At 60.8% G+C, this 14,553-nt stretch carries 13 protein-coding genes; all 13 read right to left on the reverse strand.

The annotated features are described in order from the left end of the window. Positions 1–8 precede the first annotated feature (8 nt). Positions 9–842, reverse strand: coding sequence for a 5-dehydro-4-deoxy-D-glucuronate isomerase (kduI, locus tag VE009_RS25395; RefSeq protein ID WP_325012638.1), 834 nt, complete (start codon positions 840–842; stop codon positions 9–11). A 130-nt stretch (positions 843–972) separates the two neighbouring features. Further along, entirely contained in the window at positions 973–1,491 is a 519-nt protein-coding gene (gene mobB, locus VE009_RS25400; RefSeq protein ID WP_325012640.1) for a molybdopterin-guanine dinucleotide biosynthesis protein B, read from the reverse strand. Between the two features lie 19 nt (positions 1,492–1,510). Next, positions 1,511–2,767 (reverse strand): gephyrin-like molybdotransferase Glp, encoded by a 1,257-nt coding sequence (glp, locus tag VE009_RS25405; RefSeq protein WP_325012642.1) that lies wholly within the window; start codon positions 2,765–2,767, stop codon positions 1,511–1,513. Next, complete coding sequence (gene moaD, locus VE009_RS25410; RefSeq protein WP_325012644.1) at positions 2,764–3,003, reverse strand: molybdopterin converting factor subunit 1; 240 nt, start codon at positions 3,001–3,003, stop codon at positions 2,764–2,766. The genes glp and moaD overlap by 4 nt, the downstream gene beginning before the upstream one ends. A gap of 1,248 nt (positions 3,004–4,251) precedes the next feature. Further along, positions 4,252–5,025, reverse strand: a complete 774-nt coding sequence (locus tag VE009_RS25415) for a class III extradiol ring-cleavage dioxygenase (protein ID WP_325012646.1) — start codon at positions 5,023–5,025, stop codon at positions 4,252–4,254. Between the two features lie 50 nt (positions 5,026–5,075). After that, positions 5,076–5,699 (reverse strand): molybdenum cofactor guanylyltransferase, encoded by a 624-nt coding sequence (gene mobA / locus VE009_RS25420; RefSeq protein ID WP_325012648.1) that lies wholly within the window; start codon positions 5,697–5,699, stop codon positions 5,076–5,078. 111 nt (positions 5,700–5,810) lie between these two features. Beyond that, positions 5,811–6,449, reverse strand: coding sequence for an orotate phosphoribosyltransferase (gene pyrE, locus VE009_RS25425; protein WP_325012649.1), 639 nt, complete (start codon positions 6,447–6,449; stop codon positions 5,811–5,813). Beyond that, complete coding sequence (gene pyrF, locus VE009_RS25430) at positions 6,446–7,180, reverse strand: orotidine-5'-phosphate decarboxylase (protein WP_325012651.1); 735 nt, start codon at positions 7,178–7,180, stop codon at positions 6,446–6,448. The genes pyrE and pyrF overlap by 4 nt, the downstream gene beginning before the upstream one ends. Continuing rightward, the gene (gene carB / locus VE009_RS25435; protein WP_325012653.1) at positions 7,180–10,434 is read right to left on the reverse strand and encodes a carbamoyl-phosphate synthase large subunit; all 3,255 of its coding nucleotides are present in this window, start codon (positions 10,432–10,434) and stop codon (positions 7,180–7,182) included. Before carB ends, pyrF begins: the two co-directional genes overlap by 1 nt. Positions 10,435–10,440: 6 nt before the next feature. After that, positions 10,441–11,568, reverse strand: coding sequence for a glutamine-hydrolyzing carbamoyl-phosphate synthase small subunit (carA, locus tag VE009_RS25440; protein WP_325012656.1), 1,128 nt, complete (start codon positions 11,566–11,568; stop codon positions 10,441–10,443). Continuing rightward, positions 11,558–12,868: a dihydroorotase gene (locus tag VE009_RS25445; RefSeq protein ID WP_325012658.1), complete on the reverse strand. Its 1,311-nt coding sequence runs from the start codon at positions 12,866–12,868 to the stop codon at positions 11,558–11,560. The genes carA and VE009_RS25445 overlap by 11 nt, the downstream gene beginning before the upstream one ends. Before the next feature lie 49 nt (positions 12,869–12,917). Further along, a complete protein-coding gene (locus VE009_RS25450) occupies positions 12,918–13,829 on the reverse strand; it encodes an aspartate carbamoyltransferase catalytic subunit (RefSeq protein WP_325012660.1) in 912 nt (303 codons plus the stop codon). After that, positions 13,826–14,377, reverse strand: coding sequence for a bifunctional pyr operon transcriptional regulator/uracil phosphoribosyltransferase PyrR (gene pyrR / locus VE009_RS25455; protein WP_325012662.1), 552 nt, complete (start codon positions 14,375–14,377; stop codon positions 13,826–13,828). Before pyrR ends, VE009_RS25450 begins: the two co-directional genes overlap by 4 nt. Between the last annotated feature and the right edge of the window lie 176 nt (positions 14,378–14,553).

Consider the following 14,553-nt stretch of genomic DNA (forward strand, 5'->3'; position numbering starts at 1 on the left):
CGCCCGTATTACCGGAGCTCCTTCATCGGAATCATATCCATGTCGGAGAACGTTTGGTTTTCGCCGGCCATCGCCCAGATGAACGTGTAGTTGCTAGTGCCTACGCCCGAATGAATCGACCAGCTCGGCGAAATGACCGCTTCTTCGTTGCGCACGACAAGGTGGCGCGTTTCCTTCGGTTCGCCCATCATATGGAAAACGACGCCGTCTTCCGGCATATCGAAGTACAGGTACACTTCGGAACGACGCTCGTGCGTGTGCGACGGCATCGTGTTCCACATGTTGCCCGGCTTCAGCAGCGTCATGCCGAGCGTCAGCTGGCAGCTCTTGATGCCTTCTTCGTGAATGTATTTGTAGATCGTCCGTTCATTCGAGTTTGCGATGCTGCCGAGATGCGTCGGTGCCGCTTCGCTGATCGCCGCCTTCACGGTCGGATACGTCGTGTGCGCCGGCACCGACACGAGGTAATACTTCGCCGGGTTCGCCGCATCCGCGCTCGCGAACGACACTTCCTTGGTGCCGCGGCCGATGTACAAGCAGTCTTTGCTATCCATCGCGTACGCGACGCCGTCCGCCGTGACCGTCCCCGCGCCGCCGATGTTCACGATGCCGATCTCGCGGCGCTCCAAGAAAAAGTTCGCGCCGATCAGCTTGCCTTCGACCTCAAGCGCTACCGCGGCCGATGTCGGCACGACGCCGCCAAGAATGTATCGATCGACATGGCTGTATACGAGCTTCAATTCGCCCGGGACGAACAGCGACTCGATCAAATACTCCTTGCGCAGTCGTTCCGTATCGTACGATTTCGTCGCCTCGGCCGAAGCCGCTTGTCTAAATTCCATTCTCCATTCCTCCCAGAAAGGTTTGTTTTTGTTTGATTCTATCCTACCGCAATTGTTCGTTTTTGTACAGTTGCGTTTGTTTGCATGAAAAAAAGGAAGCTTTCGCTCCCTATTTTCCGAAATGATTGGACTATGTGATTCGGATTTGCGCCTTAACGAAAGCGGCGATCGCTTCCGTTTCGTCGAACGCGAATACCGGCACTGTGGCGAGACTTCTCATTTTGGGCAGCAGCTCCGAATTCCAAGTGACGATCGCCCCAAGATGCGCGAGCGCGGAAATCGTAAGCCAATGCTCCTCCTCCTGAATCATCGCTACCTTGCAAAATCGTTCTCGTTTCCAGCCCTCCACGAGAACGAGATCCGCTTCGCGCATACGCGCGATAAGCTCGTCCAGCGAGGCGGCGCGATTTTCGAAAAAGGCCGTGCGCTCGGGCGACGTCACCGCGCTCATGATCGCCCCCGCTTCTCGATGACGTCTCGAATCGGTGCCCGGCACGTCCGGTTCGAAATCGTGTCCGTCGTGCTTCACTGTACCGATTCGGTACCCGTCCGAAGCGAGCCGTTCGACGAGGCGGCACGTTAACGTCGTTTTGCCCGACTTTTTAAACCCAACGATCTGTACGACCGGCGGCCAGCATGTTTCCGTCATTACGCGTTATCTCCCCTTGTCACGGCTCCAGCGGAAGGACGGCGACAGGATCGCCCGCCTCCCATCCCCGCCCTCCCGGCGGGATGACGACGTAGCAGGCCGCCCCGAGCCCGGGGAGCATGCGGGCTGACTTATCTCCCGCCTCCGCCGCGGCCTTCAGCCGTCCCCCCTCGCTCCAATACGTCCCCCGCACATATCTCGGGTACGCATTCGTCTTCGGGAACGGCTCAGCCAGCTCCGCCTCGAACAATATCGGCTCTGGATTCGCGCAGCCTTGCAGCGCCTTGATTGCGGGACGCGCCAACAGCTCGAAGCCCGCCGCGCACGCCCCCGGGTTACCCGAGAGCCCCAAAATCAGCTTCCCCCCGCGTACCGCCGCGGACGTGACGCTGCCAGGGCGCATCATCACTTTATTAAACAGCATCCGCTGCTCCGGCGCACGCAAATAGTCCGCCATAATGTCGTAATCGCCGACAGAGACGCCCCCGGTCGTGAGAACTAGATCGCAGGCTTCCGCCGCCTCCCCGATCGCTTCGGCGAGCGCTTCCGCCGAATCCGGCACCGGCGCGAACGGCACCGGCGCGCCGCCGGCGCTCGCGGTGAGCGCCGCCAGCATATACGCGTTGCTGTTGCGTATTTTGCCGAGCTCGGCGGGCGATGCGATCGGCAGCAGCTCCGACCCCGTCGGCACGATGGCGATCCGCGGCTTGCGGAAGACGGCGACGTCCGCAGCGCCCGTCGCGGCCAGCAGCGCCGCTTCTGCTCCTCCGAGCCGCTCGCCTCTGCGCACGATGACCGTGCCCTCCGGCACGTCCGAGCCGACCTCGCTGACGTTCATGCCTGCCGCCGCGGCACGCCGAACGCGAATCGCCTCTCCCCCTTCGGCTGCCGGAACGATTTCCGTCATCTCCAGCATGACGACCGCATCCGCACCATCCGGCATCATCGCGCCGGTCATAATGCGCGCCGCTCCGCCCGGCGGCACCGCAAACTTCGCCACCTCGCCGCAAGCGAGCTCGCCCACGACGCGAAGCGTCGCCGGCGCAGCCGGCGACGCCCCGGCCGTATCCGCCGCGCGCACGGCGTACCCGTCCATCCCCGAACGCCGAAAATGCGGCACCGGCTCGCGAGCGACGACGTCCTCTGCGGCGCGTCGGCCGTAGCATGCGTCTAACGCCGCCCGTTCCGCCCCGACCGGCGAGACGGCCTCCAGCACGCGGCGCAGCGCCTCGCTGACGGAGACGGCAGATCGGTCGAACTTGTCCGCCGACCTCATCCGCCGCTGACCGGCGGCAGGAACGCCACCTCGTCGCCCGGCCGTATGACGGCGTCATCGTTCGCATACGCATGGTTGATCGCCGCAAAGCAAGAATCAAGCAGCTTCGCCGCTTCGGGATACGCATCCGCCAACGCCTTCTTCGCGTCGGCCACGCTCGCCGGCAGCTCCACATTCAAACGAACCGTCGCCGCCCCCACCGCTTCGGCCAACCCGGCAAACAGCAAAATGTTCAACCCATCCGCCCCCGTTTCGTGTCCTCTGATTTATATACATTATACTATACCTCTTTCTCCCCGAATTTGGCATACCTGTTTCATCGCTGTTCTCTATGATGGTCCAACCATTCAACACGTTTATTCCACCGGACTTCTACTCGGATTCATCCAAGCTGCGTCCTCTAGCCGCAGCGACTACGCCACTTGCTCCCGTCTCTGTTCCGTGAACCCTGCCGCCCGAACTTACACGCTATCCCCGTCGCTCAGCATTCATCTCCAATTTTTGCTTCCCTCATTTCCCTCCGTCCTTTCATCTTCCGCTTCTGCACCTGCTATCCCCTTGCCTCAGGATGTCCCGCAAAAACCTCTTTTGAAATAAATCCTTACAAACGACGATCCCATCGACTCGACTGCCACTAATTACTACGATTACCACTAATCACTTCCATTACCACTAATCAATACCACTACCACTAATCAATACCATTACCACTGATCACTACCATTACCAGTACTCCTGCCACTGCCACCGCCAATGCCCGAATGTCCGTCCCCTGCTTTTATTACACGTTATCCCATCCACTCAGCTTCCGCGCAATGAACCTAGCACGCCCGCTTGCGTGCTATCCCCTTCACTCAGCAACGGTTTGACCACGATGACTTTGTTTTATATTTTTTTCTGTTTTCTTCCAGTTAACCGATATGCTGCTGAGTCGAAGGGAGAGCGTGTAAGGCTGAGGCAACCTGAGCCACGGGGATAGCGTGTAAGGAGGCGACAACTTGCTTAGCCAAGGGGATATCACGTAAGGAAGCGACAACTTGCTGCGTCAAGGGGATAACACGTAAGGAGGCGACAACTTGCTGAGCCAAGGGGATTTCACGTAAGGAAGCGGCAACCTGCTGAGCCAAGGGGATAGCGCGTAAGAAAGCGATAACTTACTGAACCAAGGACATACCACAAAAGAAAGCGGCAACTTGCTGAGTCAAGGGGATACCACGTAAGAAAGCGACAACTTGCTGAGCCTAGGGGATTTCACGTAAGAAAGCGGCAACTTGCTGAGTCAAGGGGAGACCACGTAAGGAAGCGGCAACTAGCTGAGTCAAGGGGATACCAAGTAAGAAAGCGGCAACCTGCTGAACCAAGGGGATAACCACGTAAAGGAAGCGACAACTAGCTGAGCCAAGGGGATACCACGTAATATCCGAGGAAATGGAACAAAAAAAGGCCAGCGGACGTCGTCCAAAGGCCATTTTCGCTCACCTGTTTTAGAAACGAACGCTCAAGTTGCTCAACGTGCCGAACATGTAACTGCGGTGGATCGGTTCGGGCACGGCCGCAGGGTCGCCTGCTCCGAACGCGATGAAATAGGGCACGAAATGCTCCGCGCGCGGAACCGCGGCGCGAGCCATCGGGGCGAGCTCCTCGTAGCGGAACAGCTCGTCGAGCTGCCGGTTCACCGTGCGCTCAACCAGCCAGTCGTCGAACGCAACGGCCCAAGGCTCGGGCGTCGTCTGGCCCCATTTGACGATACGCAAATTGTGCACCGTGACACCGCTGCCGATGACAAGGATACCGTCGTCGCCCAGTCCGCGCAGCGCGGCGCCGATTGCGAATTGCCGATCCGGCGGGACGTACGGATTGACCGAAATTTGGACGACCGGAACGTCCGCCTCCGGATACATCCGGTACAGCAGCGTCCAAGAGCCGTGATCCAATCCTCGCCGATAATCGCGCTCGGCCGGCAAGCCCGCCTTCGTCAGCCGCTCGGCCACGAGATCGGCGACGGCGGAGGAGCCCCGCGCGGGATATTTTACTTGATACAACTCATCCGGAAACCCGCCGAAGTCGTAAATCGTTTCGTACACGTCGTCGGAGGACGAAATGGTCGTCTCCTCTTCTTCCCAATGCGCCGTAAAAATGACGATCGTTTTCGGTTTGCCGATGTTTCCCGCCAATTGCCCCAAAAAATCCGCGTAAGGCGTCTGCTCGATCGCCAGCATCGGGGACCCGTGCGCTAAAAATAAAGAAGGCATCTTCATAGGAGCACTCCCTTTAGTTACTTATTGTAACTAAGTTATCATCAGTAAAATTAGCTGTCAATCCATCTTCTAGCCTTCTCGTAATCCTCCGGCGTATTCATATTAAACAGCGCTCTTTCGTCCGGATCGAGCAGTGCGAAGCGGTCTTCCGGAACGATCGACGCCTGCAGCCGGTCGATCCAGCCCATCACCTTGCGGCCGCCTTCGGTCCGGTACGCCTGCAAAGCAGTCAGCGCATCCTTCCGATACACCGCGAACAATGGCTGCAGCCGGCCGCCGCGCACGGGCACCGCCGCCTGTACGCCCTCCTTCTCGCAAATGTCGAACAGCAGCGACGCGATGTCCCATCGAGCGAACGGCATGTCGGCCGCGCATGCCAGGAAACAATCGCAATCGCTCCCCGACATCGCCGCTTCTATGCCGGCTAACGGGCCGGCCGATGGTTCCGCATCGGTCAGCCAGCGAATCTGAACACCGTCCGCGGCTTCTTCTGCGCGAGCTCGCAGCGCCCGATCCGCGCCGTACGGAAGCACGACGGCAAGATCGTCCGCCTTTCCGGCGAACGCGGATGCAAGTCTGCCCAGCACCGGCACGCCGCCGAGCGGCAGCAGCCATTTTTCGGCGCCCATGCGCCGGTTTTCCCCGCCTGCCAGCAGGATGACTCCTCTTTTCATGTTCAGCCTCCGCCCATCATTCTTCGTTTAGCATATCACGATGCGCCGTTAATGAAAAAAAGCCCCGGGTCGACGCGAGGTCAACCCGGAGCTTCATGCTCAAGCCGTTAATTAAGCGTAATACGTCTCCGGCTGCAGGCGCCAAGCCGACAACGCGGCGACGTCCTGTTCGCGGATACGGTTCGTCGAAAGCGCCGCGTCGATCAACGCGGTGTAGTTCGACAGCGTCCGCAGCGGAACGCCGGCCGAACGGAACGCCTCTTCCGCTTTCTCGAATTGATAGGAGAAAATCGCGAGCACGGCGAGCGCTTGTCCGCCCGCTTCGTTCACGGCTTGCGCAGCCTTCAGCGAGCTGCCGCCGGTCGAAATCAAGTCTTCGATGACGACGACCTTCTTCCCTGCGGGCACTTCGCCTTCGATCAAGTTTTGCTTGCCGTGGCCCTTCGCTTTGTCGCGCACATAGATCATCGGCAAGCTTAACTTCTGGGCGACCCACGCCGCATGCGGGATGCCGGCCGTCGCGGTGCCCGCGACGACCTCCGCCTGCGGGTAATGCTCGCGGATGAGCGACGCGAAGCCTTCCGCGATCGCATCCCGCACCTGCGGGTGCGACATCGTCAGCCGATTGTCGCAATAAATCGGCGATTTGATGCCGCTCGTCCACGTGAACGGCTGCTCCGGCCGCAGCGAAACGGCTCCGATGGATAACAGCGCTTCGGCGATTTGACGTTCCAACGATAAGGTCGTCATGGACGAGCCTCTCCCTTCGCGTTCTCGATTTCTTCTACGATGCGCAGCAGCGCTTCCCGCGGATCCGGCGCTTTCGTGATCGGCCGGCCGATGACGAGATAGTCCGCGCCGTTCGCCAGCGCTTTCGCCGGCGTCATGACGCGCGCTTGATCGCCAACGTCGGCCCCGGCGGGGCGGATGCCCGGCGTTACCGTGACGAAGTCGGCGCCGCACGCCGCCTTCACCGCCGCCGCCTCGAGCGCCGAGGACACGACGCCGTGGAGGCCTGCGGCTTTCGCCAGCGCGGCGTAGCGGACGACGACGTCGGCGAGCGGCGCGTCGATACCGATCTCGCGGCGCATCGTCTCTTCCGTCGTCGACGTCAGCTGCGTGACGGCGATGACGAGCGGCGTTTCGCCGGTCGTGCTCGCTTCGCCCGCCGCCTCGACCGCCGCGCGCATCATCGCGCTGCCGCCGGCTGCGTGCACGTTGAACATGTCGACGCCGAGCTTCGACGCCGAACGGGCGGCGCCGGCCACCGTGTTCGGGATGTCATGAAATTTCAAGTCCAAGAAAATTCGGTGGCCCTGCGCCTTCAGCCGGCGAACGAGGTCGGGCCCCGCCGCGTAATACAGCTCCATCCCGACCTTCATCCAGCAAGGGATGCCCTCGAGGCGCGAGGCGAGCGCGAGCGCCGCCTCCGCATCGGGGACATCGAGCGCCACCATGATCGGATGGCTGCGTGCCGACATTAGCGTACCTCGAGCGGCGTTTTATTTTTCGAGAAGCTGCCCGAGCTGACGAAGCCCGGCATATGACCCGTCGAGAAGTGAATCGCCTGCAGCATGCCGAGCAGCGCGCGCACCGTATCGAGGGATGTCATACATACGACGCCGTTCTCGACCGCTTCGCGGCGGATGCGGAAGCCGTCGCGCTCCGGCGTTTTGCCTTTTGTCAGCGTGTTGACGACGAACTGCGCTTCGCCGGTCCGAATCATGTCGAGAATGTTCGGGCTGCCTTCGCTCAGCTTGTGCACGTGATCGACCGGCATGCCGGCGTCCATCAGCGTTTGCGCCGTGCCGCCCGTCGCGTAGACGCGATAGCCGAGCTCGACGAAGCCGCGGAATACGTCGACCGCGTCGTCCTTGTCTTTGTCCGCGATCGTCGCGATGATGTTGCCGGAAAGCGGGATTTTCATGCCCGAACCGATCAACCCTTTGTACAACGCCTTCGAGAAGTTGAGGTCGCGGCCCATGACTTCGCCCGTCGACTTCATTTCAGGTCCGAGCGTCGTGTCGACGCGGCGCAGCTTCGCGAACGAGAATACCGGCACCTTGACCGACACATGGTCGTCTTCGGCCCACAGGCCGTTGTTGAAGCCGAGGTCCTTCAGTTTCGCGCCGAGGATGACCTTCGTCGCTACGTTCGCCATCGGCACGCCCGTCACTTTGCTAAGGAACGGAACCGTACGGGACGAACGCGGGTTCACTTCGATAATATAGATTTTTCCTTTATAGATAACGAACTGAATGTTCACGAGACCGACAACCTTGAGCGCCTTCGCGATCGACGTCGTCATCTCGACGATTTGCGCCTTCATTTCCGCGGACAGCGTCTGCGGCGGGTACACTGCGATCGAGTCGCCGGAGTGAACGCCCGCGCGCTCGATATGCTCCATGATGCCCGGGACGAGCACCGTCTCGCCGTCGCAGATCGCGTCGACTTCGACTTCTTTGCCGAGCATGTAGCGGTCGATCAGAACCGGGTGCTCCGGATTGACCTTCACCGCTTCTTCCATATAACGGAGCAGCTCTTCTTCCGAGTAGACGATCTCCATCGCGCGTCCGCCGAGGACGTACGACGGGCGCACGAGCACCGGATAACCGAGCTTCTCCGCCGTGCCGGCCGCTTCGTCCACGGACGTCACCGTGCTGCCCGGAGGCTGCGCGATGTCGAGCGAGCGGAGCAGCGCTTCGAATTTCTTCCGATCTTCCGCCGAGTCGATCGACTCGAGGTCGGAGCCGAGGATGCGTACGCCGGCGCGAGCGAGCGGACCGGCGAGGTTGATCGCCGTTTGGCCGCCGAACTGGACGATAACGCCGACCGGCTTCTCCTGCTCGATGACGTTCATCACGTCTTCAAAGAAGAGCGGCTCGAAGTACAGGCGGTCGGACGTATTGAAGTCCGTCGACACCGTCTCCGGGTTGTTGTTGATGATGACCGCTTCGTAGCCTGCGTCTTGGATCGCCCAAACCGCATGCACGGTCGAGTAGTCGAACTCGATGCCTTGGCCGATCCGAATCGGACCGGAGCCGAGCACGACGACCTTCGGCTTGTTCGATTCGACGACTTCGTTCTCGGTTTCGTACGTCGAGTAGTAGTACGGCGTGGACGCTTCGAACTCGGCCGCGCACGTGTCGACCATTTTATAAACCGGCTTGAGCCCTTGCGACAAACGCAGCGTGCGGATGTCGGATTCGACCGTCAGCTCCGTATGGCCGCCTTCTTTGCGCAGCTCGGCGATCGCGCGGTCGGTGAACCCTTTGCGCTTCGCGGCTTTGAGCAGCTCCGGCGTCAATTCCTCGACGCGCAGCTTGTTCTCGAACGCGACGATCGATTGAATGCCGCGCAAGAACCACCAGTCGACCTTCGTCAGCTCCTGCAGATCGAGCAAGTCCCATCCGCGGCGCAATCCTTCCGCGATCAAGAACAGGCGCTCGTCGTCCGGGCGAATGAGGCGGCTTTTCAGCGTTTCGTCGTCGAGCGTCGCGGCGTCCTTCAGGTGCAGGCGATGCACGCCGATCTCGAGCGAGCGAACCGCTTTATGGATCGATTCCTCGAACGTGCGGCCGATCGCCATGACTTCGCCGGTCGCCTTCATCTGCGTGCCGAGCTTCCGGTTCGCGTGGATGAACTTATCGAACGGCCAGCGCGGAATTTTGGACACGATGTAGTCGAGCGTCGGCTCGAAGCAAGCGTACGTCTGGCCCGTGACCGGGTTGACGAGCTCGTCAAGCGTATAGCCGACGGCGATTTTCGCGGCCATCTTCGCGATCGGGTAGCCCGTCGCCTTCGACGCGAGCGCCGAGGAACGGCTGACGCGCGGGTTCACTTCGATAACGTAATATTGGTACGAATGCGGGTCGAGCGCGAATTGCACGTTGCAGCCGCCTTCGATGTTGAGCGCGCGAATGATTTTGAGCGATGCCGTCCGCAGCATTTGGTACTCGCGGTCAGACAGCGTTTGGCTCGGCGCCACGACGATGCTGTCGCCCGTATGCACGCCGACCGGGTCGAAGTTTTCCATGTTGCAGACGACGATGCAGTTGTCGTTCGCGTCGCGCATAACTTCGTACTCGACTTCCTTCATGCCGGCGATGCTCTTCTCGACGAGACATTGCCCGATCGGCGAATAGCGCAGACCCGAGGACACAATTTCGACGAGCTCTTCTTCCGTGTGGCAAATGCCGCCGCCCGTGCCGCCGAGCGTGTACGCCGGGCGGACGATGATCGGGTAGCCGATTTCGTTCGCGAAGTCGAGCGCCTGCGGCACCGTCGTGACGATGACGCTCTCCGGCACCGGCTGCTCCAGCTCGCGCATCAAATCGCGGAACAGATCGCGGTCTTCCGCTTTCTCGATCGCCGTCAGCTGCGTGCCGAGCAGCTTGACGCCTTCCTTCTCCAGAATGCCGGCTTTCGCCAGCTCGACCGCCATGTTAAGGCCCGTCTGTCCGCCGAGCGTCGGCAGCAACCCGTCCGGGCGCTCTTTGCGAATGATGCTCGACACGAACTCCAGCGTGATCGGTTCGATGTATACCCGGTCGGCCATGTTCGTATCGGTCATAATCGTCGCCGGGTTGCTATTAATCAGGATAACTTCGTAACCTTCTTCTTTCAGCGCCTGGCACGCCTGCGTGCCTGCATAGTCGAACTCCGCCGCCTGTCCGATGACGATCGGGCCGGAGCCGATAACCAATATCTTCTTAAGCTTCTCGTTTTTTGGCATTTTTCGTCATACCCCCCGTGCGAGCAACTCGAGCTCGGTTTGGCGCGCCTGCTTCGGGCGCTCCGCGTGAAATTTCCGTACCATCGTCAGGAAGTCGTCGAACAAGTAGCTCGAATCGAACGGACCCGGCGATGCTTCCGGATGGTACTGTACCGAAAACGCCGGCAGACTTTCGTGTTTCAAGCCTTCGATCGTGCCGTCGTTGTTGTTGATGTGCGTCTTCACGAGACCCGTGCCCGCGAGCGATTCCTCTTTCACGGTGTAGCCGTGGTTTTGCGAAGTGATGTAGCAGCGGCCGGATTCGAGATCTTTGACCGGATGGTTGCCGCCGCGGTGACCGAACTTCAGCTTCTCCGTGTCGGCGCCGCAAGCGAGCGCGAACAACTGGTGGCCGAGGCAGATACCGAAAATCGGAAGCTTGCCGAGCAGCGCTTTGATCGTTTCGACCGCGTGCGGCACGTCCTTCGGATCCCCAGGACCGTTGGAGAGCAAAATGCCGTCCGGACGGAGGCGCAAAATTTGCTCAGCGGTCGTATCATGCGGCACGACGACGACGTCGCAGTCGCGGCGCGTCAAGTCGCGCAGGATGCCGCTCTTCGAGCCGAAGTCGACGAGCACGATGCGCTGGTCTTTGCCCGGCGAGTTGTAGACGCTCTTCGTGGAGACGCGGGACACTTGGTCGCGCAGCAGTTCCGACGCGCCGAGACGCTCGCGCAGCTCTTCCACGCGAATGTCGCCCGTGGCGATGATGCCTTTCATCGTGCCGTGGCTGCGGATTTTGCGCGTCAGCATCCGGGTGTCGATGTCGCTGATGCCGACGATGCCGTACTCCTTCAGCATATCGCCGAGCGAGTACTGCGCGCGCCAGTTGCTCGGCACTTCCTCATGCCGGCGAACGACGAAGCCGTGCACGAACGGACGGACCGCTTCGAAATCGTCGCGCGTAATGCCGTAGTTCCCGATCAGCGGGAACGTCATCGTGACGATTTGTCCGCAGTAAGACGGATCGCTGAGCACTTCCTGGTAACCCGTGATCCCCGTATTGAAAACGACCTCGCCGACCTGCTGGCCTTCTCCGCCGAATGACGTTCCTTCGAACAATGTTCCGTCTTCCAAGTACAATTTAGCCAACAATTTCGCCACTCCCCTTTTCAGCTAGCTCTGACCATACTATGTTGCCGCCAAGCATTGTGAGCTTCGGCCAACCTTTCAATTTCCAACCCGTAAACGGGGTGTTTTTCCCTTTGCTCGCGAACGTGGACGGATCGACCGCGCGCTCTTCTTCGAGATCGATGATCGTGATATCCGCCGGCGCGCCGACTTCGAGGCGTCCCGTCGGGAGACCGAACAGCTCCGCAGGCTTCGACGTAAGCCGCTCGAGCACGAACGGCAGCGACCATCGTCCCGTCGCGACGAACTTCGTGTACAGCAGCGGGAAACACGTTTCGAGACCGACGATGCCGAACGGCGCCCGCTCGATGCCGCGGGCCTTCTCTTCTTCGCTGTGCGGCGCGTGGTCGGTGACGAAAATGTCGATCGTTCCGTCCTCCACCGCCGCGATCATCGCTTCGACGTCCCGCGGCGAACGGAGCGGCGGATTCATTTTCCAGTTGGCGTCCATCGAATCCGGAATGTCTTCGTCGCTAAGCAGCAAATGGTGCGGGCACACCTCGGCGGTCACCTTGACGCCGACCTGCTTGCCGAGCTTGATGAGCCGCGCCGATTGCTCCGTCGAAACGTGGCATACGTGGTAGTGAACGCCCGTCGCTTCCGCGAGCAAAATGTCGCGGCCGACATGGATCGCTTCCGATTCGTTCGGAATGCCCGGAAGACCGTGCCGCTTCGCGAACGCGCCGTCCGTGAACGCCGCCCCGCCCGGCAGCACCGAGTCGTCCTCGCAATGCGCGATGATCGGCATGCCGAGCGCCGCCGCGCGCTTCATCGCTTCCTTCATCATGCCGGCGCTCTGCACGCCGACGCCGTCGTCGGTAAAGCCGATCGCGCCCGCCTCGCGGAGCGCCTCGAAATCCGTCAGCTCGCGGCCGAGCTCGCCGACCGTGATGCAGCCGTACGGCAGCACGCGCGTCATGCCGACGCTTTGCGCGCGATCGACAACTTTGCGCACCGTCTCCGCTTTGTCGAGCACCGGGCGCGTGTTCGGCATCGCGGCGACCGTCGTGAAGCCGCCTTTCGCCGCCGACTTCGATCCCGTCTCGATGTCTTCCTTATATTCGAAACCCGGTTCGCGAAAATGTACGTGCATATCGATAAGTCCTGCGGATACGAGTCTGCCGCCCGCGTCGACCGTCTCGTGGCCGTTCGTGCCTTCCTCCGGCGCCGCCCCGTCGACGATGCGGACGATCGCGCCGCCCTCCGACAATATCGCCACGTCTTTCCCTTCGGCCGTTCGACCGTTAACGATCCAAATTCCCATCCCGGTTCTCCCTTCGATTGTTGCTGCAAGTTTCACCCAAGGCGGGCGATTACGCTAATGCTCTTTCCAACACCGCCATGCGGATCGGCACGCCGTTCGCCATCTGCTCGAAAATTTTCGAGCGTTCGCATTCCACCAGCGCGTCGTCGATTTCGACGTTCCGGTTGACCGGCGCCGGGTGCATGATGATCGCATGAGACGCCATGCGGGAAGCGCGCTCCTCGGTCAGGCCGTACGCGGCGCGATAATCCTCCGCGGAACGGAACAAGCCGTCTTCGTGGCGTTCGAGCTGCACGCGGAGCATCATGACGACGTCCGAGCGAAGCGCTTCTTCGATCGTCACGTAAGGCGCGTACGCTTCAAGCTCCGGCGCCTTCATGTTGTCCGGCGCGCACAGTTTGACGCTTGCTCCCATCTCCCGCAGCGCCCACAGATTCGAACGCGCGACGCGGGAGTGCCGGATGTCGCCGACAATCGACACCGTGAGGCCCGCGATAGCGCCGAAATGCTTGCGCATCGTGTACAGGTCGAGCATTGCCTGCGTTGGATGCTCGTTGTTGCCGTCGCCGGCGTTGATGAGCGGCACCCGGATGCGCTCGGCGAGCTCCTGCATGACGCCGACTGCCTTGATGCGCACGACGCCGCCGTGGATGCCCATCGACTCGAGCGTCTTCACGGTATCGTAGATCGACTCGCCCTTCTGGACGCTCGACGCCGCCGCCGCGAAGTTGAGCACCTCGGCGCCGAGCCGTTTCTCCGCCACTTCGAAGGAAAAGCGCGTCCTCGTGCTGTTTTCGAAAAACATGTTGGCTACGAAACGCCCGCTCAGCAGGCTGGATACCGGCGCCGTTTGCGCCTCCCAGTAAGCCGCTCGATCGAGCAGCGCTTCGAGCTCGCTCTTCGGCAGTCCGCGGAGACCGATGAAATGGTTCGGCTTCGTCGCCGTCTGCAGTATGTTCATACGTCTCCCCTCCTTTTGCCGGTCAGCGTTACTTCGTCTTTGCCGTCCACTTCAAGCAAGCTGACGTGAATCGATTCCAGCTTAGAGGTGGGTACGTTCTTGCCTACGTAGTCAGGTCGAATCGGCAGCTCCCGATGGCCGCGGTCGACGAGCACCGCGAGTTGGATCATTTGGGGCCGTCCCCCGTCCATCAAGGCGTCCATCGCCGCGCGAACCGTGCGTCCTGTATACAGCACGTCGTCGAACAAGACGATTTTGCGTCCGACGATAAGCTCCGGGTCGATTTGCGGCCCGGCCGCCCCTTTCGAAGCGGTGCCGACGTCGTCGCGGTAGTTCGTAATATCGATGTCGCCGACCGGCACGCGCGGACCTTCGATTTCGGCGATCCGCTCGGAAATGCGGCGGGCCAAGTAGATGCCTCGCGTGCGAATTCCGATAAACGTACAATTGTCAACGCCCTTATTTTTTTCCAAGATCTCGTGCGCGATGCGGGTAAGCGCCCGCCGAATCGCCGTTTCGTCCATCAGCAGCGTTTTCGTCTCCGCCATTGTCGTCCGCCTGCCCTTATCCAGAATGAAATCGGCCAACAAAAAACTCCTTACCGGGAGCGGTAAGGAGTTGTACGCACGGAAACCAAGCGTGCCGGTTGCGGGTATTCGCGATTTGTGCGCACACAAGCCGCGACGATGCCGCATCGACATCTTCGTCTTCGAGTCGTTCACCT

It is taken from the genome of Paenibacillus sp. (genome assembly GCF_035645195.1).
Lineage (GTDB): Bacteria > Bacillota > Bacilli > Paenibacillales > YIM-B00363 > Paenibacillus_AE.

What these genes read in the sequence shown, in the direction of transcription:
- kduI (WP_325012638.1), bottom strand. Translation starts at nt 842, where the DNA reads ATGGAATTTAGACAAGCGGCTTCGGCCGAGGCGACGAAATCGTACGAT.
- mobB (WP_325012640.1), bottom strand. Translation starts at nt 1,491, where the DNA reads ATGACGGAAACATGCTGGCCGCCGGTCGTACAGATCGTTGGGTTTAAA.
- glp (WP_325012642.1), bottom strand. Translation starts at nt 2,767, where the DNA reads ATGAGGTCGGCGGACAAGTTCGACCGATCTGCCGTCTCCGTCAGCGAG.
- VE009_RS25415 (WP_325012646.1), bottom strand. Translation starts at nt 5,025, where the DNA reads ATGAAGATGCCTTCTTTATTTTTAGCGCACGGGTCCCCGATGCTGGCG.
- mobA (WP_325012648.1), bottom strand. Translation starts at nt 5,699, where the DNA reads ATGAAAAGAGGAGTCATCCTGCTGGCAGGCGGGGAAAACCGGCGCATG.
- pyrE (WP_325012649.1), bottom strand. Translation starts at nt 6,449, where the DNA reads ATGACGACCTTATCGTTGGAACGTCAAATCGCCGAAGCGCTGTTATCC.
- pyrF (WP_325012651.1), bottom strand. Translation starts at nt 7,180, where the DNA reads ATGTCGGCACGCAGCCATCCGATCATGGTGGCGCTCGATGTCCCCGAT.
- carB (WP_325012653.1), bottom strand. Translation starts at nt 10,434, where the DNA reads ATGCCAAAAAACGAGAAGCTTAAGAAGATATTGGTTATCGGCTCCGGC.
- VE009_RS25445 (WP_325012658.1), bottom strand. Translation starts at nt 12,868, where the DNA reads ATGGGAATTTGGATCGTTAACGGTCGAACGGCCGAAGGGAAAGACGTG.
- VE009_RS25450 (WP_325012660.1), bottom strand. Translation starts at nt 13,829, where the DNA reads ATGAACATACTGCAGACGGCGACGAAGCCGAACCATTTCATCGGTCTC.
- pyrR (WP_325012662.1), bottom strand. Translation starts at nt 14,377, where the DNA reads ATGGCGGAGACGAAAACGCTGCTGATGGACGAAACGGCGATTCGGCGG.